At 59.2% G+C, this 22,597-nt stretch carries 20 protein-coding genes and 1 tRNA gene; 3 read left to right on the forward strand and 18 right to left on the reverse strand.

All coding sequences use genetic code 11. From position 1 onward, the window contains the following. Positions 1–39: 39 nt before the first annotated feature. The 16 genes from nuoI to SBC1_RS11305 form a co-directional block, all read right to left on the reverse strand. Positions 40–528 (reverse strand): NADH-quinone oxidoreductase subunit NuoI, encoded by a 489-nt coding sequence (gene nuoI / locus SBC1_RS11230; protein WP_031360675.1) that lies wholly within the window; start codon positions 526–528, stop codon positions 40–42. Positions 529–546: 18 nt separating this feature from the next. After that, positions 547–1,611: an NADH-quinone oxidoreductase subunit NuoH gene (gene nuoH, locus SBC1_RS11235; RefSeq protein ID WP_165092052.1), complete on the reverse strand. Its 1,065-nt coding sequence runs from the start codon at positions 1,609–1,611 to the stop codon at positions 547–549. Next, the gene (gene nuoG, locus SBC1_RS11240) at positions 1,612–3,951 is read right to left on the reverse strand and encodes an NADH-quinone oxidoreductase subunit NuoG (protein WP_165092053.1); all 2,340 of its coding nucleotides are present in this window, start codon (positions 3,949–3,951) and stop codon (positions 1,612–1,614) included. Between the two features lie 31 nt (positions 3,952–3,982). Beyond that, complete coding sequence (gene nuoF / locus SBC1_RS11245; protein ID WP_165092054.1) at positions 3,983–5,308, reverse strand: NADH-quinone oxidoreductase subunit NuoF; 1,326 nt, start codon at positions 5,306–5,308, stop codon at positions 3,983–3,985. Next, complete coding sequence (gene nuoE, locus SBC1_RS11250; RefSeq protein ID WP_031360671.1) at positions 5,305–5,790, reverse strand: NADH-quinone oxidoreductase subunit NuoE; 486 nt, start codon at positions 5,788–5,790, stop codon at positions 5,305–5,307. Before nuoE ends, nuoF begins: the two co-directional genes overlap by 4 nt. 158 nt (positions 5,791–5,948) lie before the next feature. Further along, positions 5,949–7,202: an NADH-quinone oxidoreductase subunit D gene (locus SBC1_RS11255; RefSeq protein WP_165092055.1), complete on the reverse strand. Its 1,254-nt coding sequence runs from the start codon at positions 7,200–7,202 to the stop codon at positions 5,949–5,951. 9 nt (positions 7,203–7,211) lie between these two features. Next, positions 7,212–7,814: an NADH-quinone oxidoreductase subunit C gene (locus SBC1_RS11260; RefSeq protein ID WP_165092056.1), complete on the reverse strand. Its 603-nt coding sequence runs from the start codon at positions 7,812–7,814 to the stop codon at positions 7,212–7,214. Positions 7,815–7,937: 123 nt separating this feature from the next. Beyond that, positions 7,938–8,417: an NADH-quinone oxidoreductase subunit B family protein gene (locus SBC1_RS11265; RefSeq protein ID WP_027819582.1), complete on the reverse strand. Its 480-nt coding sequence runs from the start codon at positions 8,415–8,417 to the stop codon at positions 7,938–7,940. 88 nt (positions 8,418–8,505) lie between these two features. Beyond that, entirely contained in the window at positions 8,506–8,865 is a 360-nt protein-coding gene (locus SBC1_RS11270) for an NADH-quinone oxidoreductase subunit A (RefSeq protein ID WP_047844587.1), read from the reverse strand. Positions 8,866–9,030: 165 nt separating this feature from the next. Further along, positions 9,031–9,115, reverse strand: a tRNA-Leu gene (locus tag SBC1_RS11275). A gap of 114 nt (positions 9,116–9,229) precedes the next feature. After that, entirely contained in the window at positions 9,230–9,607 is a 378-nt protein-coding gene (gene secG, locus SBC1_RS11280; protein WP_165092057.1) for a preprotein translocase subunit SecG, read from the reverse strand. A gap of 86 nt (positions 9,608–9,693) precedes the next feature. Then, entirely contained in the window at positions 9,694–10,476 is a 783-nt protein-coding gene (gene tpiA / locus SBC1_RS11285) for a triose-phosphate isomerase (protein ID WP_165092058.1), read from the reverse strand. Positions 10,477–10,633: 157 nt separating this feature from the next. Then, positions 10,634–11,650, reverse strand: a complete 1,017-nt coding sequence (locus SBC1_RS11290) for an NAD(P)H-quinone oxidoreductase (protein WP_165987629.1) — start codon at positions 11,648–11,650, stop codon at positions 10,634–10,636. Positions 11,651–11,817: 167 nt separating this feature from the next. Then, entirely contained in the window at positions 11,818–13,965 is a 2,148-nt protein-coding gene (pnp, locus tag SBC1_RS11295) for a polyribonucleotide nucleotidyltransferase (RefSeq protein WP_206365951.1), read from the reverse strand. 366 nt (positions 13,966–14,331) lie between these two features. Further along, positions 14,332–14,610: a 30S ribosomal protein S15 gene (gene rpsO, locus SBC1_RS11300; RefSeq protein WP_165092061.1), complete on the reverse strand. Its 279-nt coding sequence runs from the start codon at positions 14,608–14,610 to the stop codon at positions 14,332–14,334. 300 nt (positions 14,611–14,910) lie between these two features. Beyond that, positions 14,911–16,311, reverse strand: a complete 1,401-nt coding sequence (locus tag SBC1_RS11305) for a branched-chain amino acid ABC transporter substrate-binding protein (protein ID WP_243830202.1) — start codon at positions 16,309–16,311, stop codon at positions 14,911–14,913. A gap of 274 nt (positions 16,312–16,585) precedes the next feature. Between SBC1_RS11305 and SBC1_RS11310 the strand changes: the two genes are divergently transcribed. From SBC1_RS11310 to SBC1_RS11320, 3 genes are all read left to right on the forward strand, one after another. Beyond that, positions 16,586–17,095 (forward strand): hypothetical protein, encoded by a 510-nt coding sequence (locus SBC1_RS11310; RefSeq protein WP_165092062.1) that lies wholly within the window; start codon positions 16,586–16,588, stop codon positions 17,093–17,095. A 225-nt stretch (positions 17,096–17,320) separates the two neighbouring features. Next, positions 17,321–18,016 (forward strand): carbonic anhydrase, encoded by a 696-nt coding sequence (locus tag SBC1_RS11315; RefSeq protein ID WP_165092063.1) that lies wholly within the window; start codon positions 17,321–17,323, stop codon positions 18,014–18,016. 96 nt (positions 18,017–18,112) lie between these two features. Then, positions 18,113–19,681, forward strand: a complete 1,569-nt coding sequence (locus SBC1_RS11320) for a SulP family inorganic anion transporter (protein WP_165987631.1) — start codon at positions 18,113–18,115, stop codon at positions 19,679–19,681. A 111-nt stretch (positions 19,682–19,792) separates the two neighbouring features. On the opposite strand, the gene SBC1_RS11325 is transcribed toward SBC1_RS11320, so the two are convergent. After that, on the reverse strand, positions 19,793–21,343 hold the full coding sequence (locus tag SBC1_RS11325) for a 2-isopropylmalate synthase (protein ID WP_165092065.1): 1,551 nt from the start codon (positions 21,341–21,343) through the stop codon (positions 19,793–19,795). A gap of 357 nt (positions 21,344–21,700) precedes the next feature. After that, entirely contained in the window at positions 21,701–22,567 is an 867-nt protein-coding gene (gene pssA / locus SBC1_RS11330) for a CDP-diacylglycerol--serine O-phosphatidyltransferase (RefSeq protein WP_165092066.1), read from the reverse strand. Positions 22,568–22,597 lie beyond the last annotated feature (30 nt).

Here is a 22,597-nt window from a genome sequence, read left to right on the forward strand (position 1 = left end):
TACCGCGAGTTACCACGCTTCACCGCGTCTTACCGCGTATTAGCGATAAGGCGCATCAGCCGCCTTCGCAGCAGCAATTTCCGTTTCATAACGGTCGCCCACTGCGAGCAACATGTCTTTCGTGAAATACAGGTCGCCGCGCTTCTCGCCGTGATACTCGAGGATGTGCGTTTCGACGATCGAATCAACCGGGCAGCTCTCTTCGCAAAAACCGCAGAAGATGCACTTGGTCAGGTCGATGTCATAGCGCGTGGTACGGCGTGTGTTGTCAGCGCGCGTTTCCGATTCAATCGTGATTGCAAGCGCGGGGCACACTGCCTCGCACAGCTTGCACGCGATGCAGCGCTCTTCGCCATTTTCGTATCGGCGCAATGCATGCAGGCCACGGAAACGCGGGGAAATAGGCGTCTTCTCTTCCGGGAACTGAACAGTGATCTTGCGCTGGAACAGATAACCGCCTGTCAACGCCAGACCCTTCAGCAACTCGGTCAGGAAAAACGTTTTGAAGAAATTCTGTAATGCGTTCATGGTTTTTTCATCCGCCCATTATTTCCAGATGTTCAGCGGCGACATGATCCAGAACCCGACCACGACCACCCACACCACCGACACCGGCAGAAAGATTTTCCAGCCGAGACGCATGATCTGGTCGTAGCGATAACGCGGGAATGTCGCACGGGCCCAGATAAACACCGACAGCAGGAAGAAGATCTTCAGCACGAACCAGAAAATGCCCGGGATGAAGGACAGGAAACCGAACGGCGCGCTCCAGCCACCGAGGAACAACGTGGTTGCGATCGCCGAGATCACGATCATGTTGATGTATTCGGCGAGGAAGAACAGCGCGAACGCCATGCCCGAATAATCGATCATGTGGCCCGCGACAATCTCCGACTCACCTTCCACCACGTCGAACGGGTGACGGTTCGTTTCAGCAATGCCCGAGACGAAATACACAACGAACATGGGCAGCAGCGGCAGCCAGTTCCACGACAGGAAGTTGATACCCCAGCCTGCGAAGATGCCATGTTCCTGCGACACCACGATGGCCGACATATTCAGGCTGCCCGTGACCATCAGCACGACGACGAGCGCGAAGCCCATCGAAATTTCGTACGAGACCATTTGGGCAGCCGCGCGCATCGCACCGAGGAACGCGTACTTCGAGTTCGACGCCCAGCCGGCCAGAATCACGCCATACACGCCGACGGACGAAATTGCCATCACGTAGAGCAAGCCCGCGTTGACGTCGCCGAGCACGGCCTTCGCCTGGAACGGAATCACCGCCCACACCGCGAACGCCGGCACCACCGTCATGATTGGCGCGATCAGGTAGATCCAGCGGCTTGCTTGCGTCGGCTGAATCACTTCCTTCAGCAACAGCTTCAGCACGTCGGCGATCGGCTGCAACAGACCGAGCGGACCCACGCGATTCGGGCCGAGACGCACGTGCATCCAGCCGATGAGCTTGCGTTCCCACAGAATCAGGTACGCCACGCACAGCAGGATCACTACCGAGACCACGAGAATGCGGACTAACGCCCACACCGTCGGCCAGGCGACGCCGAGAATCTGCGTCCCGCCTGCGTTGATCGTATCGAACAAGCCCATTTACGCCTTCTCCACTACCAGTTCACCGAACAGAGCCCCGAGCGCTGCACCGGCCGACGTTCCCGTCGATACACGCACCACGCTTTCCGCCAGGTTCGCGTCGCGAACTGCCGGCAGGACCACCGCGAGATCACCTTGGGCGACACGCACAGCGTCGCCGTTCTTCAGACCGAGTTTCTCGAACAGCGACGTCGGCAACGCAACCACGTTTGCGTCGCGCGCAGCAGCCGTCAGATGCAACGATTCAGCGCGACGCGACAATGCATCGGCGTGATAGATCGGCGTGTCAGCGAGGCGTTCGTAGCTGCCTTCATTGCTTGCAGCCGTTTTCGAAACAGCCTTGATCGCCACGCTCGTCTTGTTCGACAGACGCGCCGTCAGATCGCCCGTGCCCAAAGCGGCGTCGCGAACTTCTTCGGCGGTATCGAATTCAAAACCCTTCAGGCCGAGGATGCTGCCCAGCACGCGCAGCACCTTCCAGCCCGGACGCGTTTCGCCCAGCGGACGCACCACGCCGTTGAACGTCTGCGCGGTACCTTCGGCGTTGACGAACGTGCCCGATGTTTCCGTGAACGGCGCGATCGGCAGCAGCACGTCGGCGTAGTCGGCGCCATGCTTGAATGCCGACAAGGCAACGACCATTTCTGCCTGCTTCAATGCGGCGAGCGCTTGCGCGGGGTTTGCGGTATCGAATGCGGGTTCGACGTTGAACAGCACATAACCCTTGCGCGGCTGCTCGAAGACTTCACGTGCGTTCAGACCGCCCTCGCCCGGCAATGCATCGACCAGATGCGCGCCAACCGTATTGGCCGCTTCCGTCAGATAACCGAGCGTAGCGCCCGTGTTGTCCGCGATCCACTGGCACACGGCCTGGATCTGCGCAAACTGCGGATGCTGAACCGCGCTGTTGCCGAGCAACACCACGCGGTTATCACCCGCCGACAACGACGCTGCGATGTCCTTCGCCGCAGCGGACGCTTCATGCCCGGCGAACGCTTCCGGCACTGCGACGCCTCGCGCTTCGGCCACTGCAGCAGCCAGACTGCCGAGGCGGTCGAGCCATTCCGACGGCGCCGCGACGACGCGATGTGCAGCCGGGATCAGCGAGTCGTCATTGGTCGCGTTCAGGAACGTGAGCTTTGCGCCGCCCTTGGCTGCCTGACGCAGGCGTGCCGCAAACAGCGGATGATCGCGACGCAGGAACGAACCGACGACAAACGCTGTGTCGATATTCGTCAGGTCTGCGATCTTCATGCCAAGCCACGGTGCGCTGTCCGAAACCGGCGCCGAGAAATCGCTTTGACGCAGACGGAAGTCGACGTTCGGCGATCCCACGCCTTCAGCGAATTGCTTCAGCAAATACAGTTCTTCGACCGTGCTATGCGGCGTAGCCAGGGCAGCGATCTGATTCGCGCCGTGATCGGCCGTAATGCCCTTGATACCCTTCGCCACGTATTCCAGCGCTGTCTGCCAGTCGGTCTCGATCCACTTGCCGCCCTGCTTGAGCATGGGCTGTGTGAGACGTTCGTCGCTGTTCAGCGCTTCATACGAGAAACGATCCTTGTCCGAGATCCAGCATTCGTTGATGGCTTCGTTTTCCATCGGCAGAACGCGCATCACGCGGTTGTTCTTGACCTGCACGACCAGGTTCGCGCCGACGGAATCGTGCGGGCTGATCGACTTGCGGCGCGACAACTCCCACGTGCGGGCGCTGTAGCGGAACGGCTTGCTCGTCAACGCACCAACCGGGCACAGGTCGATCATGTTGCCCGACAGTTCGGAGTCCACCGTCTTGCCGACAAACGACGTGATTTCCGAGTGCTCGCCACGACCTAGCATGCCGAGTTCCATCACGCCGGCCACTTCCTGACCGAAACGGACGCAACGCGTGCAATGAATGCAACGCGTCATCTCTTCCATCGAGATCAGCGGTCCGACGTTCTTGTGGAACACCACGCGCTTTTCTTCGTTGTAGCGCGATTGCGATTTGCCGTAACCCACGGCCAAGTCTTGCAACTGACATTCGCCGCCCTGATCGCAAATCGGGCAATCGAGCGGGTGGTTGATCAGCAGGAATTCCATCACGGACTGCTGCGCCTTCACAGCCTTGTCCGATTTCGTGCGCACGATCATGCCCGCCGACACCGGCGTGGCACAGGCGGGAACCGCCTTTGGCATTTTCTCGACTTCGACCAGGCACATCCGGCAGTTCGCCGCGATCGACAGTTTCTTGTGATAGCAAAAGTGCGGAATGTATGTATCAACCTTATGCGCAGCCTGGATCACCATGCTGCCTTCAGGCACTTCTACACTTTTGCCGTCGATTTCTAATTCAACCATGATGGGGAATGGTCCTTGGCCTGATGCCTGATCACGCGGTAAGCGCTTCGGACGTGTGCGCGTGATGCGCATGTCCGTCGACGAGACAATGTTTGTGCTCGACGTGATATTCGAATTCGTCCCAGAAGTGCTTCAGCATGCCGCGCACCGGCATGGCCGCCGCGTCGCCGAGTGCACAAATGGTGCGTCCCATGATGTTTTCCGCGACCGAGTTCAGCAGATCCAGGTCTTCCTTGCGCCCGAGTCCGTGTTCGATCCGATGCACCACGCGATACAGCCAGCCCGTACCTTCACGGCAAGGCGTGCATTGACCGCACGACTCTTCGTAATAGAAGTAAGACAGGCGCAGCAGCGAGCGCACCATGCAGCGTGTTTCGTTCATCACGATCACGGCGCCCGAACCGAGCATTGACCCGGCTTTCGCGATGGAGTCGTAGTCCATGTCGGTATTCAACATGATCTCGCCCGGAATCACCGGTGCCGACGATCCACCGGGGATCACCGCTTTCACCGACTTGCCGCGCACACCGCCGGCCAGATCGAGCAAGGTTGCGAACGACGTACCGAGCGGCACTTCGAAGTTGCCCGGACGATTGACGTCGCCGGCGACCGAGAAGATCTTCGTGCCGCCGTTGTTCGGCCGACCGATCTCGAGATACTTCTGCGGGCCAATAGCCAGCAAGAACGGGACGGCTGCGAACGTTTCGGTGTTGTTGATCGTGGTCGGCTTGCCGTACACGCCGAAGCTCGCCGGGAACGGCGGCTTGAAGCGCGGTTGGCCCTTCTTGCCTTCCAACGACTCGAGCAACGCAGTTTCTTCGCCGCAGATATACGCGCCGTAACCATGGTGCGCATGCAGTTCGAACGAGAAGCCTGAACCGAGAATATTCGCACCGAGATAACCGGCCGCACGCGCTTCTTCAAGCGCCTGCTCGAAGATCTTGTAGACCTCGAAAATCTCGCCGTGAATATAGTTGTAGCCGACCGTGATGCCCATGGCATACGCGCCAATAGCCATGCCTTCGATCAGCGAATGCGGATTCCAGCGCAGGATGTCGCGGTCTTTGAACGTGCCCGGCTCCCCTTCGTCCGAATTGCAGACGAGATACTTCTGCCCCGGAAACTGACGGGGCATGAAGCTCCACTTGAGACCGGTCGGGAAACCCGCACCGCCGCGCCCGCGCAGGCCCGACGCCTTGACGTCGGCAATGACCTGCTCTTGCGGGATTTTTTCTTCGAGAATGCGGCGCAGCTGGGCGTAACCGCCGCGCGCGACATAGTCTTCAAGGTGCCAGTTTTCGCCGTTGAGGCCGGCGAGAATCAGGGGCTGGATGTGGCGATCGTGAAGAGACGTCATTTCGATAGTTCCTCGAGGAGCGTGTCGATCCGCTCGCGGCTCATGAAACTGCACATACGATGATTGTTCACGAGCAACACGGGTGCATCGCCGCACGCGCCGAAACATTCGCCTTCTTTCAAGGTGAATTTACCGTCAGCGGTGGTTTCGCCAAAGTCGATGCCGAGCTTTTGCTTCAGGTATTCAGCCGCGCTTTCCGAACCGCCGTCCGGACCGAGTTGGCACGGCAGGTTCGTACAGAGCGTGATCTTGTGTTTGCCGACCGGCGCGGTCTCGTACATGGTGTAGAACGTCGCCACTTCCTGCACGGCCACGGCGGGCATGCTGAGGTAATCGGCGACAAACTGCATGAGTTCCGGCGACAGCCAGCCGTGCTCTTCCTGAGCAACGGTCAACGCCGACATCACCGCGGACTGTTTCTGGTCCACGGGATATTTCGCGATCGCGCGATCGATTTCTTTCAGGCCTTCAGCTGAGATCATTTCAGACACGACTCTTTCAGTTCCTACCGAACGAAAACCCACCGCGCGCTTCTTTTGCGGCAGACCTGGCGTCCTGCTGTTGTTGGTTCGCCGGCATGCTCAGCGCTGTTGCGCGTGCATGCCGGCGTGGTGCGGCGCAGTTTCCTGGCGACGTCATGTCAGCGATCGATCTCGCCGAACACGATGTCCTGCGTGCCGATGATCGTCACCGCGTCCGCAATCATGTGACCGCGAGCCATTTCGTCGAGTGAAGCAAGATGCGCATAACCCGGAGCACGAATCTTCAGTCGATACGGCTTGTTCGCACCATCCGAAATCAGATAAATGCCAAACTCGCCCTTCGGATGCTCGACCGCCGCATACGTTTCACCTTCGGGAACGTGAAAACCTTCCGTAAAGAGCTTGAAGTGGTGAATCAGCTCTTCCATGTTGGTCTTCATGCCCACGCGCGAAGGCGGTGCAATCTTGTGATTGTCGACCATCACCGGGCCTGGATTCTTACGAAGCCAGTCAATACATTGTTTCGCGATGCGGGTGGACTGGCGCATTTCTTCCACACGCACGAGATAGCGGTCATAGCAGTCGCCGTTCACGCCAACCGGAATATCAAAGTCCAGTTGATCGTAGACTTCATACGGCTGCTTCTTGCGCAGATCCCATTCAATGCCCGAGCCGCGCAGCATCGCGCCGGTCATGCCGAGCTGCAGTGCGCGCTCAGGACTGACCACGCCGATACCCACCAGCCGCTGCTTCCAGATACGGTTATCGGTCAGCAGCGTCTCGTACTCATCGACACATTTCGGAAAGCGGTTAAAGAAGTCTTCGATGAAATCGAGCAACGAACCCTGACGGGTTTCGTTCATCCGCGACAACGCCTTCGCATTGCGGATTTTCGACGCCTTGTATTGCGGCATTGCGTCAGGCAGATCGCGATACACGCCGCCCGGACGGTAATACGCCGCGTGCATCCGTGCGCCGGATACCGCTTCGTACACGTCCATCAGGTCTTCGCGTTCGCGGAACGCGTACAAAAACACCGCCATTGCGCCGACGTCGAGCGCGTGCGAGCCGATCCACATCAGGTGGTTCAGCACACGCGTGATTTCGTCGAACAGCACGCGGATATATTTCGCGCGAACCGGGATGTCAATGCCGAGCAGCTTCTCGATCGCCATTACGTAGCCGTGCTCGTTGACCATCATCGACACGTAGTCGAGACGGTCCATGTACGGCACGGACTGAATGAAGGTCTTCGATTCCGCGAGCTTTTCAGTCGCGCGATGCAACAGGCCGATATGCGGATCGGCGCGCTGAATTACTTCGCCGTCCAGTTCCAGCACGAGGCGCAGCACACCGTGCGCGGCCGGGTGTTGCGGGCCGAAATTGAGCGTGTAGTTCTTGATCTCTGCCATGGCGTTCTCTTAGTGTTTCAGACCGCCATAGCGGTCCTCGCGGATCACGCGCGGCGTGATTTCGCGCGGCTCGATCGTCACTGGCTGGTACACAACGCGCTTCTCTTCGGCGTCGTAACGCATTTCGACATAACCCGACACCGGGAAGTCCTTGCGGAACGGATGGCCGATAAAACCGTAGTCGGTGAGAATGCGGCGCAGGTCCGGGTGACCTTCGAAGACGATACCGAACAGGTCGAATGCTTCCCGTTCGTACCAGTTCGCCGACGACCAGACATCGACAGCCGACGGAACGATCGGCACTTCGTCGTCCGGTGCGAACACGCGCACGCGCAGACGCCAGTTGTTCGCGATCGAAAGAAGATGGAGGACGGCCGCGAAACGCGGGCCTTCGTAGGCGCCTTCGCCGTACGTGGAGTAGTCGACGCCGCACAGGTCGACGAGTTGTTCGAAGCCGAGCGAACGGTCGTCGCGCAGCTTGAGCAGCACGTCGGCGTAGTTCGCAGCTTTGACGACAATAGTCAGTTGCCCGAGCGACTCGGTGATGCTTTGCAGGCGGTCGCCGAACGCCGCCTCGAGGTTCGCTTTCAGGGTCTCGAGTTTGCTTGCCATATTGGGAGGCTCTGGCCTTGGTGACGCTTAATGGGACTTCAGGGACTTCAATGCCGTGACTTCAACAGCGCTGACTGACGTGCTTATGTGCGCCATGACAGACGGCGCACATACTAACGACAATTACTGGCGAGCGATGGTGCTGGTGCGGCGAATTTTCGCCTGCAACTGAATCACGCCATACACCAGCGCTTCAGCCGTCGGCGGGCACCCGGGCACGTAGACGTCGACCGGTACGATCCGGTCACATCCGCGCACGACGGAATACGAATAGTGGTAGTAACCACCGCCGTTGGCGCACGAACCCATGGAAATGACCCAGCGCGGCTCGGCCATCTGGTCATAGACCTTGCGCAGCGCCGGCGCCATCTTGTTGCACAGCGTGCCAGCGACGATCATCACGTCCGACTGCCGCGGACTCGGACGAAACACGACGCCGAAACGATCCAGATCGTAGCGAGCAGCACCCGCATGCATCATCTCGACCGCGCAACACGCCAGACCGAACGTCATGGGCCACAGCGAACCCGTGCGCGTCCAGTTGATAAGCTTGTCAGCCGTGGTGGTGACAAACCCTTCCTTCAAGACCCCTTCGATACTCATTTGCTTTCACTCCAGATGAGCAGCCAGCCAAAGCCGCCCAGCAATCCGGTGATCAGGTGAACCTCAACCCGCCGCGCCCGTTACACCGTCACTCCCAGTCCAGCCCACCCTTTCTCCAGATGTAGGCGAAACCAAGAAGAAACTCGAGCAGAAAAACCATCATTGACAGGAAACCAGGCCAGCCGATGTCGCGCAGGGCGACGCCCCACGGAAACAGGAACGCGGTTTCGAGGTCGAAAATAATGAACAGAATAGCGACGAGATAGTAACGCACATCGAACTTCATCCGCGCGTCTTCGAATGCCTCGAAGCCGCACTCGTAAGGCGCGTTCTTTTCTGTGTCAGGCTTATGGGGACCGAGAACCTTACCGATGCTGACTAGAGCGATGCCTAAACCGGTGCCCACGACGAGAAACAGCAAGACGGGATAATAGGCTGAGAGATTCACGACTATCCTCAAATCGGTTTGATCTGGTGTGCCGGCCGGGACGACTGCCCAACCGATTTTCAACTAAAGACAAGAAACATGCACAAGAGACTTTGAGCAAATTCACTCGCCAGAAGCGACAATGCCAGCCGAAGCAATGCATGCGGCTGGCATTGGATAACTTTTTGGTGCCGACGGCGAGACTCGAACTCGCACAGCTTTCGCCACTACCCCCTCAAGATAGCGTGTCTACCAATTTCACCACGTCGGCACTGTCTTGCAATCCGGAAAAACAACTTCTTATTGCCGGGAATCGCTTCAAGAACAAAATTATAACCGGGTTAACCAGTTTGTTCAACGCACAAAAAGCGATCCACGCGAAAAATTATTTCGGAACGTCAGAACCAGGACCCGACGATGCGACCGGCGCTGAAGCACCTGCTGAAGCCGAAGCACCAATAGCCGGATGCACCGCGGGCGCGGTCACTGCTGCCCCGCCCAGCAAGCCTGCAGAGGCTGCCGGCTTGTAGCTGCCGAGATACGTCAGCGTCAATGTCGAGATGAAAAACACGGCAGCGAGCACGGCCGTTGTACGCGACAGGAAGTTGGCCGAGCCAGTTGCCCCGAACAGACTTCCCGACGCACCACTACCGAAGGCCGCGCCCATGTCTGCGCCTTTACCGTGCTGCAACAATACCAGCCCGATAACACCAAACGCCGACAACAACTGGACGACGATAATCAAAGTCTTTAAATACAGCATTGCGTTCACCCGACTCTTTAATGTTCACATGACACTGTTGCGTCACGCTTTTAATGCTTACACATTCGAAAGCTTAAACTCGGTGATTAAACCGAAACGTTTTGTGCCGCCCGGCAAATCGCAAGAAAATCGTTCGACTTCAGCGATGCACCGCCAATCAATCCGCCGTCGATGTCCTGTTGAGCGAATAATTCTTCCGCATTCTCCGGCTTGACGCTGCCGCCGTACAACACTGGGACGTCTGCCACTGCCGCGCCCTTGCCCGCCAGTCGCGCCCGCAGGAATGCGTGAACCTGTTGCGCCTGCGCCGTCGTTGCGCTTTTTCCCGTGCCGATCGCCCAGACCGGCTCATAGGCCACGACGATCTTCGACGCTTGGGCTTCGCTCAACACCAGCAACACCGCTTCCAGTTGCGTGCTGACCACTTGTTCTGTCAAACCGTTGTCACGCTGCTCCAGCGTTTCGCCCACGCACACAATGGGTGTCAGCCCCGCTTCCAGGGCTCGTTGCGCCTTCACCGCGACCAGGTCCGAATGCTCGCCATGATAGGCGCGCCGCTCCGAGTGACCGACGATTGCGAACGTTGCATCAAAATCCGCCGCCATGTCTGCGGCGACTTCGCCGGTGTAAGCGCCCTGTGTGTGGGCTGACACGTCCTGGACACCCCACGCGACCACCGATCCGCCCAGCAGCGCCTGCGCCTGCGCCAGATACGGCGCGGGCACGCAAACCGCTGCGCGCACACCGTTCTGCAACGTCGCGGCGCCCGCGGCCACCGCTTGCATCAAGACCGCGTTCTCAGCCAGACGGCCGTGCATCTTCCAGTTACCGACCACCAGCTTTGCACGTTTGGCTTGTTCTTTCGGCATTTGTCTCGTAGCAGCGAGGCTGCCGATCATTGAAATAGAAAAAATGGAACTTTTGGACGCAACGCGCCAGCACAACATGCGATTTTACTGTGCCCAGCCGAAAACGGTCAAACGACGAAACCTGATACGCCGTTCATTTCAACTTCGCGACCCGGAATCAGGCGACCTGACTCCAGTCCAGCATGATCTTGCCAATGTGCGTACCGCCTTCCATCAACGCGTGAGCAGCGGCAGCCTGATCGGCGGGGAAAACCTGATGAATGACAGGCTTGATCCGCCCGGCTTCAATTTCCGGCCACACCTGCGTCTTCAGCTGTACCGCAACCCTGCCTTTGAACGCGACTGAACGCGGCCGCAATGTGGACCCGGTAATCACTAAACGACGGCGCAGCACTTCGTTGAGGTTGATCTCGGCCTTCGAACCACCCAGCGTTGCGATCACCACCACCCGTCCACCGTCGGCCAGCGCCTTCAGTTCACGCGGAAGATAGTCGCCGGCGACCATGTCGAGGATCACATCCACGCCGCGATCGTTCGTCAGCGACTTCACGACATCGACGAAATCTTCCGTGTTGTAGTTAATCGCGCGTTCTGCGCCCAGTTTTTCACACGCCTGACACTTCTCGTCGTTTCCGGCCGTCACGAACACGCGATGCCCCAGCGCCTTTGCAATCTGAATGGCCGTCACGCCGATACCGCTCGATCCGCCCTGGATCAGCAGCGTTTCTTCCGCACCGTTCTCACCCTTGCCCAGATGCGCGCGTTCGAATACGTTGCTCCAGACCGTGAAGAACGTTTCCGGCAGCGATGCCGCCTCAATGTCCGTCAACCCCTTCGGCACCGGCAAGCATTGATCGAGCGGCGCGCACGCGTATTCGGCATAACCGCCGCCCGCGAGCAGCGCACAGACACGATCGCCAACCTTCAAACCGAACGGATTGTGCTTCGGATCGAAGTCGCCCCGCACGATCTCGCCTGCCACTTCCAGCCCCGGCAGATCCGACGCACCCGGCGGCGGAGCATAGCCGCCCTTGCGCTGGAACACGTCCGGGCGATTCACGCCCGACGCCGCGACCTTGATCAGCACTTCGCCGGCTTTCGGCTCCGGCATGGAACGCTCGCCCAGCTTCAATACATCGGGCGCGCCGAACTCGGTGATTTCGATGGCTTTCATCTGCTTATTCCCTTCAAGTCACACTCGCGTAACACCGATGCATAACCCCATGGCATTGCGGGCTCATTACCCCGAAACCCGCAATAACATCGAATCACATTCGAACCATCAGATTCGAAAACGGCCGGCGCGCGAACTTCACGCGCCGGCCCTCCGAACTTACCGCATTACTGCTGCGTCGGCTGGATCGGTTCGATAGGCGCGCCGCCTTCGTTCAACAAAGCCTTCGCTGACAAACGAACACGACCCTTTTCGTCTGTCTGGATGACCTTGACCTTCACGATCTGGCCTTCCTTCAGGTAGTCGTTGATGTCCTTGATGCGCTCGTTGACGATTTCCGAGATGTGCAGCAGACCATCCTTACCCGGAAGAATATTCACGATCGCGCCGAAGTCCAGCAATTTGAGTACCGGGCCTTCGTAGACCTGGCCCACTTCCACTTCAGCCGTGATGTTCTCAATGCGCTTCTTCGCTTCCGCCATGCCTTCGCTGCTCGTGCTAGCGATAGTCACCACGCCGTCGTCCGAAATGTCGATGGTCGTGTTGGTTTCTTCGGTCAACGCACGGATTACCGAACCGCCCTTGCCGATCACGTCGCGGATCTTCTCCGGATTGATCTTCATGGTGATCATGCGCGGCGCATAGTCCGACAGGTTCGTGTTCGTACCCGGAACAGCGGTCGTCATCTTGCCGAGGATATGCATGCGGCCTTCCTTCGCCTGCGCGAGCGCGACCTGCATGATTTCCTTCGTGATGCCCTGGATCTTGATGTCCATCTGAAGCGCCGTCACGCCTTGCGCCGTGCCCGCCACCTTGAAGTCCATGTCGCCGAGGTGATCTTCGTCGCCCAGGATGTCGGTCAATACTGCAAACTTGTTGCCTTCCAGAATCAGGCCCATCGCAATACCCGCGACGTGCGCCTTCATGGGCACCCCAGCGTCCATCAGCGCGAGACAGCCGCCGCAGACCGAAGCCATGGACGACGAACCGTTCGATTCCGTGATTTCCGACACAACGCGGATGGAGTAGCCGAATTCGTCGGCGCTTGGCAGGCAAGCCGCCAATGCGCGCTTGGCCAGACGGCCGTGACCGATTTCGCGGCGCTTCGGCGAACCGACGCGACCCGTTTCGCCGGTCGCGAAAGGAGGCATGTTGTAGTGAAGCATGAAGCGTTCGCGATACTCGCCTTCGAGCGCGTCGATGTTCTGTTCGTCGCCCTTCGTGCCCAGCGTCGCGATCACGAGCGCTTGCGTTTCTCCGCGCGTGAACAAAGCCGAACCGTGCGTACGCGGCAGCACGCCGGTACGGATTTCGATCGGACGGACGGTGCGCGTGTCGCGGCCGTCAATACGCGGTTCGCCGTTCAGGATCTGCGTACGGACGATCTTTGCTTCGATGTCGAACATCACGTTGCCGATGCTCGCCTTGTCAGCCGGCGTCTCACCCTTGGCAACAGCTTCTTCGGTCAGCTTTGCGGTCGTTGCTGCGTAGACTTCCTTCAGCTTCGCGGTGCGAGCCGATTTGTCGCGGATCTGGTACACGGCGTTCAGTTCGGCTTGCGCCAGTTCCGTCACGCGTGCGATCAGCGGCTCGTTCTTCGGCGCCGGCGTCCAATCCCATTCCGGCTTGCCACCTTCGGCGACCAGTTCGTGGATTGCGTCGATAGCCACTTGCATCTGGTCATGACCAAACACCACAGCGGCCAGCATGACTTCTTCGGTCAGTTGCTGCGCTTCCGATTCCACCATCAACACCGCGCGCTCCGTACCGGCGACGATCAAATCGAGTGCCGATTCCTTCATCTGCGGACGGGTCGGATTCAGCACGAATTCGTTGTTGATGTACGCGACGCGAGCGGCGCCCACCGGGCCGTTGAACGGCAAGCCGGAGATAGCCAGGGCCGCCGATGCGCCGATCAGCGCAGGAATGTCAGCGGGCACATCCGGATTCAGCGACAACACGTGAATCACAACCTGGACTTCGTTGTAGAAGCCTTCGGGGAACAGCGGACGCAACGGACGGTCGATCAAACGCGAGATCAGCGTCTCACCTTCCGACGGACGGCCTTCGCGACGGAAGAAACCACCCGGGATCTTGCCGGCTGCGTAGGTCTTTTCCAGATAGTCGACGGTCAGCGGGAAGAAGTCTTGACCCGGCTTTGCCGTTTTCGCGCCGACAACCGTCGCGAGCACCACGGTATCTTCGATATCAACGATGACCGCGCCGCCAGCCTGGCGCGCGATTTCACCTGTTTCCAGGCGAACGTTGTGTTGTCCCCACTTGAATTCCTTGACGATCTTTTTAAACATTCTCACTCCTTCTTCGTTATGCCTCGCGTGTTTCCTGACGTGTTGTCGTGGATTCCGGAGCATCCGGAGTCCGTGCACACGGTAAAAAAACGGCGAAGCCAAGCGATGACCGGAACCGCGCGAAAAGAGAGGTATATGTCATTCCAACGCAACACGACACGCGATGCGCATGACGCGCTGGAATGACACAAAACTCTTCTGCTAAGCCCGGTCCTGTAGTCGAATCGGTTTCCGATCCGGGGTTGGCTTTAATGCAAGCCTTCGATAATTCCCGCTACTTTCCCTTCTCCGCCCATTACGAGCGCGCCGTTCAAAAACAAAATGCCTGTATCAGCAGACTGACACAGGCATTTCGTTGTGAACGCTAGCCGCTTACTTGCGCAGACCCAGCTTCTCGATCAGCGAGCGATAACGGTCAGCGTCTTTGCCCTTGAGGTAATCGAGCAGCTTACGACGGCGGCTCACCATGCGCAGCAGGCCGCGGCGGCTGTGGTGATCCTTCGTGTGAGCCTTGAAGTGAACGGTCAGTTCGTTGATACGGGTGGTCAGCAGTGCAACCTGCACTTCTGGCGATCCGGTATCGTTAGCGGCGCGCGCATATTCTGCGACAACGTCGGACTTCTTTGCATGAGCAACTGCTACGGTAGACATTTAATTTTCCTTTGAAACGGACAGGCGGTCACGGAAGAAGGGCCGTGCCGTGGGCTTTCTACATCTTTCCTCAGCCGATTTTCAGCCCGACTTACAGTCGATACCTAACTGATCACTCGACGTTGGACTTCCTTGCCGGACGGGTCTGAGGAACGTTTTTAGCGGGCTTTGCAACCTACCACTCCACCAACCCTGAGTACGGCAAGTCGCGAATTATAGCACAGCGGCTTTTGCCGTCGACCGGGTTGCGGACAGCAGCGGAAATTGCGCAATAGGCGTGGGGCCCAAGCTTGGCCGCATTCACGACGCCGGGCGCTTCATCTGGCACGTGGTCGGCATGGCGGTCTGGGCTGACGGAATTTTGAGCAGCGTCCGAAAGCCAAAGCCGGAACCTTCGTTGTCAAAACGCACACCAGGTGAGCCCGCCTTATCCATTTCCATCACGTAAAGGGGCTGGATCAGTTGATGGTCGGTGGCGCGCATTTCCGTCGCCTGGAAGCCTTCGTCCAGCTTCATGCCCTCCAGCGCGTGAGCGACCGCGGTCGGGTCGGCGCTGTGTGCTTTCTCCATGGCCTGCGCGAGCATCTCGATCATAAGCGGCATGCGCAGGAAGAGGTAATCGTCGGCGGGTGCGGGGAAACGGGTGCGGAACGCCTCGTAATAGGCATCCGACGCCGTGGCGCCTGCGTTCGGATGCCAGTCAGCCACCGCCACGACGTGTTTTACGCCGGCGTCGCCGAGAGCGGCAGGCGCGCCCAGGCTGTTGCCGTAGAACGTATAGAAATGCGTGTCCAGCCCTTGTTCGCGAGCGGCTTTGACGAGCAGCGTAAGGTCGTTGCCCCAGTTGCCGGTGATCACCGCGTCGGCGCCGCTTGCGCGGATCTTGGCAATGTACGGCGCGAAGTCCTTCACGCGGCCGGCGGGGATGAATTCATCGGCGACGATCGCAATGTCCGGGCGGCGCTCCTTCAGCGCGCGCTGGGCTTCAAGGCTGACGTCGTGGCCAAAGCTGTAGTCCTGGTTGACCAAATAGACTTTTTTCACCGATTTATCTTGCTGGATGACATCGGCGAGCGCGTTCATGCGCATGCCGGCGTGGGCATCAAAGCGAAAATGCCAGAAGCTGCAATCCGCGTTGGTGAGCGCGGGGTCGTCGGCGGAATAATTGAGGAACACCACGCGGTGTTGAGGATCGCGTGAGTTTTGTTTATTGATGGCGTCGATGAGCGCCGCGGCAACCGCCGAGCTATTGCCCTGCATGACAAAGCCAATATTCTGGTCGATGGCGGCACGCAACTGGACGAGGCTGGCTTCGCTGCTGCCCTTGCCATCGAGAACCACGAGTTGCAGCGGGTGTTTGCCATCGGGCAAGGTTACGCCGCCGTTCGCGTTCACACGCTCCACGCCAAAGTGCAGATTGCGCTCGACGGCCGCGCCCGCGTTCGCGAACGGACCGGACATGCCTTCGATCATCGCGATGCGGATGGGAGACAAACCAGGAGCGGCGTCCGCCGCAAACGCAGGAGTAACCACCGCGCTGCCAACACATGACGCCACCAGCAACGAACCACCCAGGCGCTTACCAGCTCGCGATGCGCGGCCGAGCAACCTGGACCACCCTGCCGGCAGGAACCGAACACTTGCCCTGAGAGAAACCACGCGCGACAAGCCGGGGCCAAGGCCGGGACCCATACAGTTCATTACAGTTCATCCATGGATAAATGACAGCGAAGCGAATCGCGGATCATAGGGCGTTCGGTACGCCGCGTGCAACCGCAGAGGAAAATGCGAACGGAAATGGAATAGCCACCCGAGCCCGCGCGTTCCACCTATATGTCATAGGCACTTCCTGACGACCGCGATCAAAACCGCCCGCCTACCCCGCATGTCAAAATGAGCGATACAGCGCAGATCAGCAGAAAAACCCACGACCGATTGTGGATACGGCGCGCAAACGAATACGAAGGAGGCTTCAATGTTGAGCAAGGCAATACGAAAACCCGCGGCAGTAATGGCACTCGCCCTTCTGCTTACGGCGTGCGCACAGCCGTGGCAGAACTACCAGGCGGGCGCGGACTCGTCCACCATCACGGCAAAACTGGGGCCGCCGAAAGAGGTCTACGACTTGCCGAACGGTGGCAAGCGCCTGATGTGGCCGACTCAACCGCTGGGCGAGGTGACCACGGCGGCGGATATCGATGCATCGGGAAAGATCGTGAGCGTGCGCCAGGTCCTCGATGAAAACGAGTTCTTCAAAGCGCAGATCGGCACCTGGACGCGCAAGGACGTACTGATCAACTTCGGCCGTCCGGTGGAGACATCTTACTTCCCGTTGATGAAACGCGAGGTTTGGACGTACCGGTACATGGAGGCAAACGTCTGGTACATGATGTACAGCTTTTACTTCGACGACCAGGGCACGCTGCGCCTGACGCAAAAAACGCCCGACCCGCTTCACGATCCCGACCAACGGAATTTCTTCTGATTTCGCCTGATAAGCACCGAAGAAATCTCTTGTCCACGAAAAAAAATGCCGCCCCGAAAGAGCGGCATTTTTTTATGCCTGGACTGCCGGGACCTTTTGATAGAAAGTAATTTGTAATGTTTCATTGCAGCGCGGCCATGACGCATGACGCGGGAAGCCCATTTCCAGCGATAATTTCACCGTTGCAGTGTTGCGCCTCTCATTACGCTTTTGGAGCTGATAGCCATGAATCGACCCAAACGCATGCTGGTTGAAAACGTCGGCTGGGCGGCTGAAGTTGCCGCCAGCGACCCGGATTTTTTCGAAACCCTGGCCCAGGGTCAAAGCCCAACCGTCCTGTGGCTTGGATGTTCCGACAGCCGCGTGCCGGCCGAAACCATCACGCACTCGAAGCCCGGCGATTTATTCGTCCATCGCAACATTGCGAACCTCTTTTCACCCGACGACGACAACACCATGAGCGTCCTTGAATACGCGGTGAACGTCTTGAAAGTCGACGACGTGATCGTGTGCGGACACTACGGGTGCGGCGGCGTGCGAGCGTCGTTGCTGCCGTTATCCGACGCACTGCCCCACGTCAACCGTCGCATTGCCCCGCTGTGTGCGCTGGCGCGTACGCACAGCAGCGAACTCGACGCCATGGGCACAATGGATTCACGCATCGACCGGCTGGCAGAACTGAGCGTGCTCGAACAAGTGAGCGCGTTACGCGATACAGCCATCGTGCGCGACGCCGAGCGTCCACCGCGCGTTCACGGGTGGATCTTCGGTCTGCGCGATGGCCGCATCAAGGTGCTTTCATCTGGAAACCCTGGCGAAGCCGAGACCGGGGGCGAGCCAATTGCCCCATCGAATGCAGTGGCAGAACCGGTACCGGCGCCTAGCGCAGCCCAACGCGTAATCGAAACCGCCCGTCACTAACAAGCCGCACTCGCTACCCAATCTCACGTTGCCAACCTTCACCGTGCGATGCGTTTCCTGGCATCGCATGCTCCAACTCGCGCTCAAAAAAAGCTCATGACCCTACGTGAAACGTTCGCAACCTTCCCGCGTGATCTCTTCGCGGGCACCGTCGTCTTTCTTGTCGCGATGCCGCTGTGTCTCGGCATCGCCAACGCATCCGGCGTCGAACCATTTGCCGGCTTGCTGTCGGGCATTATCGGCGGGCTGGTCGTTGCGCTGCTCAGCGGCTCGCACTTGAGCGTGAGCGGGCCGGCGGCGGGACTGGTCGTCATCGTCGTTGATGGCATTGCCAAGCTCGGCAGTTTTTCGACCTTCCTGATGGCCGTGATGCTCGCGGGCGTGATCCAGTTCGGCTTCGGCATGCTGAGGGCCGGACGCTTCGCCGCATACGTGCCGTCGTCGGTTATCAAGGGCATGCTCGCCGCCATTGGCTTGTTGCTGATCATCAAGCAGGTGCCGCTTGCCGCTGGTTTTGCCAACGGCGGCGCTCACATCGCCGCGCAAACCGCCGGCACACTCGACACGCCGTTCGGCGCGATGTCCCTCGCGGCGTGCGCCGTCGCCGCGCTGTCCATCGCCATTCTGGCTGGCTGGGAAACGAAGGCAATGCGCCGCTTTGCGTTGGTGCGCGCGCTGCCCGCTCCGCTCGCGGTAGTCATCCTCGGTATTGCGATTACGCTGGCGCTCGACTTCGCCGCGCCCGGCTTCGCACCGCCAGCGGAGCATCGCGTGCTGTTGCCGTCACTGGCTTCGTTCGCGGCGTTGAACGCCGCATTCGACTGGCCGGCCTTCGCGCAACTCGTCAATCCAGATGTCTGGCGGCTCGCGACGACGCTTGCCATCGTCGCAAGCCTGGAGACCTTGCTAAGCCTCGAAGCGGTTGAACAGATCGATCCGAAGAAGCGCACCGCTCACCCGGACCGGGAACTCAAGGCGCAGGGTATCGGCAATATGATGGCGGGCGCGATCGGTGCGTTGCCGATCACATCGGTCATTGTGCGAAGTTCCGCCAATGTGCACGCGGGCGCGCAGAGCCGCTGGTCGGCCGTCATACACGGCGTCTTGCTGCTCGCGAGCGTCTTCGCGCTGACGGCCGTGATCAATTTGATTCCGCTCGCCTGTCTCGCCGCGATCCTGATTTTCACAGGACTGAAGCTGGCGAAACCGTCGCTGTTTACAGCCGTTGCAAGGCAGGGATTCGAACGCTTTGCGCCGTTTATCGTGACAATTGTGGGCGTGCTGACGACCGATCTGCTGATCGGCATTCTGCTGGGTATTGCATGCAGTATCGGGCTCGCGATTCACGCGAATCTGCAGCGCCCTATCACCATCGCGCAGCATGACGACCACTTCCTGCTGTCGTTTCGCAAGGACGTGTCGTTTCTCGGCAAGGTGTCGCTCAAGCACCACCTGAGGCAAATTCCGGACAACGCAACGGTGATCGTGGATGCGAGCCGTGCGGATTTCGTCGATCCCGACGTGCGCGAAGTAATCGATAAATTCGTCGCCGATGCCCCCGCGCGCGGCATTCATGTGGAATGCCGACAGCTTGAACGCACAGCGCGCGAACGGCCGAGTTTGCAGCAGCGCATGGCGTTTTTCAAACGGGCGCCGGTGAAATAAAGCTGCAATGAAAAACAGCCCTCGCTTTTGGCGAGGGCCGTTTTTAACCGATAAAACGCCGGATATGCGCTTCGCTCAACCGAATCAACTCAATCGAATCAACTCATCGAATCAAATTGAGGAAAGCTGCGGATTCAGCTTTTCAACCTTCGAATGCAGCTTGTTCAGCGCCGCGAGATACGCCTTCGCCGATGCCGCCACAATGTCCGGGTCCGTGCCCACGCCGTTCACGATCCGGCCGCTCTTCGACAAACGCACGGTCACTTCGCCCTGAGCCTGCGTGCCCGTGGTAATCGCGTTCACCGAATACAACACCAGCTCGGCGCCGCTCGTCACCTTCGATTCGATCGCGTGCAGCGTGGCATCGACCGGACCGTTACCACGCGATTCACCCTGCACTTCAATGCCGTCGACAGCGAACACCACGCGTGCATGCGGCTGCTCGCCCGTTTCCGAGTGCTGAGCCAGCGACACGAAGCGGAACGTTTCCTTCGCCTGCATTTCCGCCGATTCTTCGGAGACGATCGCCATGATGTCTTCGTCGAAGATCTCGGATTTACGATCGGCGAGCTCCTTGAAGCGCACGAACGCGGCGTTCACATCCGTTTCCGATTCCAGCGTCACGCCGAGATCTTCCAGGCGCTGCTTGAACGCGTTACGACCCGACAACTTGCCGAGCACGATCTTGTTGGTCGACCAGCCCACGTCTTCGGCACGCATGATTTCGTAGGTATCGCGCGCTTTGAGCACGCCATCCTGGTGAATCCCGGACGCGTGCGCAAACGCGTTCGCGCCCACAACAGCCTTGTTCGGCTGCACGACAAAGCCGGTGATCTGCGAGACGAGCTTCGACGTTGGCACAATATGCGTTGTATCGATACCGAGTTCCAGCCCGTAGTAATCCTTGCGCGTTTTCATCGCCATCACGACTTCTTCGAGCGCCGTGTTGCCTGCGCGCTCGCCCAGACCGTTGATGGTGCATTCGATCTGACGCGCGCCGCCGATGTGCACGCCGGCCAGTGAATTCGCCACCGCCATGCCGAGGTCATCGTGGCAATGCACGGACCACACCGCCTTGTCCGAATTCGGCACGCGTTCACGGATGGTCTTGATCAGGTTGCCATAGCCTTCCGGCACGGCGTAACCGACCGTATCGGGAATATTGATGATGGTTGCGCCTTCATCGATCACCGCTTCCAAAACCCTGCACAGGAAATCGAGGTCCGAACGGCTGCCGTCTTCCGGCGAGAACTCGACGTCGTCGGTGAACTTACGCGCGAAACGCGTAGCGAGACGCGCCTGTTCGTAGACCTGATCCGCGCTCATGCGCAGCTTCTTTTCCATATGCAGCGCCGACGTGGCAATGAACGTATGGATGCGGAAGTGATCGGCGGGCTTCAGGGCATCGGCGGCGCGCTGGATGTCCTTATCGTTGGCGCGGGCAAGCGAACAGATCGTGCTGTCCTTGATCAAGCCTGCAATGGTGTGGATCGCATCGAAATCACCGTTCGAGCTGGCCGCGAAGCCTGCTTCGATCACATCGACTTTCATCCGTTCGAGCGCCTTCGCGATCCGGATCTTCTCTTCCTTTGTCATCGACGCGCCGGGGGACTGCTCGCCATCGCGCAAGGTCGTGTCGAAAATGATCAGTTTGTCTGCCATGTCGGGCTCCAGTGGGGAGTTTTAGAGTTTTGAAAACGGTGGGGAAAAACGAAAAACAATACGGAATCCGGGTGTTCGCGCCACCGCTGGCGTCGAAAACCACGAACGAGCAGACGGAAGGCGGGAAGCTTAGCGCGGCAGGCGCGCTAGTAGCGGTAGCGCGCGTAGCGGCGCACCAGCTAGGAAAAACGAGAGGGGATGGGCGAAAAAAATCATTTGCAGACTATAACGAGATTTTTGGGAGCGTGCAATTAGGCTTTCCGATCGGGGTTATTGACGCCACCCGCAAGGTTTGCCGCCATAACAGCCCAAAAGCAAAAAGCGCGCATCGGCTTCAAACCGATGCGCGCTGTGCTTTCAATGCGCTTTTTCAGACGATCTGGCCGGATTCGGCCGGCCGCGAATGGCCATGTACCCCCACCACGCATAACCGGAAAAACCGTACAGCACGAACAAGCCGAACAACATCAAAGGCGGATCCGACGACACCAGCACAAATGCGACCACCACCAGCAACACGCCAGCGAACGGCACGCGGAACCGCACATCGAGCGCCTTGCCGCTGTAGAACGGTGCGTTTGACACCATCGTGACACCGGCATAGATGGTCAGCGCAAATGCCACCCACGGCAGCCAGACCAGCTTCAGCGGCACGCGGTTATCGGTGGCGAGCCACACGAAGCCCGCGATCAACGCCGCCGCTGCCGGGCTCGGCAGGCCCTGGAAATAACGCTTGTCCACTACGCCTACGTTCGTATTGAAGCGCGCGAGCCGCAATGCCGCCCCCGAGCAATAGACGAACGCCGCGAGCCAGCCCCAGCGGCCCAGGTCCTTCAGGATCCATTCGTACATCACCAGCGCGGGTGCCACGCCGAACGAGACCATGTCGGAGAGGCTGTCGAACTGCTCGCCGAACGCGCTCTGCGTATGCGTCATGCGCGCGACACGGCCGTCCATGCCGTCCAGCACCATTGCCACGAAGATCGCGATAGCCGCGATCTCGAAGCGCACGTTCATGGCCTGCACGACCGCGAAAAAGCCGCAAAACAACGCAGCCGTGGTGAACGCGTTGGGCAGCAAATAAATGCCGCGCTTCCTCAAAAACTGTTGCCGCTTCGCGCGCCGCGTTTCCAGCACGCCAATGTCCTGCGTCGCCTTATTGCGGCGAAATGCCCGCGGGGGTGTTGTCGTGCTTCGCGTCCGGCGCGGTTTGAGTGCCGCCATCGAGTCCTCCGTTGTGCAGCCTGGTTTTAC

Origin of the sequence: Caballeronia sp. SBC1 (genome assembly GCF_011493005.1) — a bacterium.
Classification (GTDB): Bacteria; Pseudomonadota; Gammaproteobacteria; order Burkholderiales; family Burkholderiaceae; genus Caballeronia.